The 626-nt window shown below is 71.1% G+C and carries 1 protein-coding gene; it reads right to left on the bottom strand.

All coding sequences use genetic code 11. From position 1 onward, the window contains the following. Window positions 1-626: AMP-binding protein (locus AB4112_RS36040; RefSeq protein WP_441727289.1), on the bottom strand; the 626-nt coding region annotated here is incomplete at both ends.

Below are 626 nucleotides of genomic sequence, written 5' to 3'. Positions count from 1 at the left end.
GCCCCACATGCCGGCGCAACTCCGCCCCATCCGGCGAGGCGCCCGGCGCCGCCACCACATAGCCCAACAGCTGCTTCTGCCCCGGCAGGTCCTCCCGCGCGATCACTGCCGCCTGACCCACCGCCGGATGCGACAACAGCGCGGCCTCGATCTCACCCGGCTCGATCCGGAACCCGCGGATCTTCACCTGATCGTCCGCACGGCCCTGGTACTCCAGCTCTCCGTCCGGACGCCAACGCGCCACATCACCCGTCCGGTACATCCGGGAGCCAGGAGTGCCGAAGGGGCACGCCACGAACCGCTCCGCCGTCAGCCCCGACCGGTTGAGATAGCCACGCGCCAGCCCGGCACCGGCAATGTACAGCTCCCCCGACACACCCACCGGAACCGGACGCAGGCTCCCGTCCAGCACGTACACCCGCGTGTTCCAGATCGGCGCCCCGATCGGCGGCTCGACCGCTCCGGACAGGGCTTGGCTGGCCGTGGCGCAGACCGTCGCTTCCGTCGGGCCGTAGGCGTTGAACATCCGGTGCCCGGCCGACCATTGCCCGACCAGATCCGCAGGACATCTGTCGCCGGCGACGATCAGGGCGCAGCTCTGCGGCACATCCTCGGGCCGCAGGGTC

It is taken from the genome of Inquilinus sp. 2KB_23, assembly GCF_052115705.1.
GTDB classification, from domain to species: domain Bacteria; phylum Pseudomonadota; class Alphaproteobacteria; order DSM-16000; family Inquilinaceae; genus Inquilinus; species Inquilinus ginsengisoli_A.
This window is presented reverse-complemented; position numbering and strand designations above follow the sequence as displayed.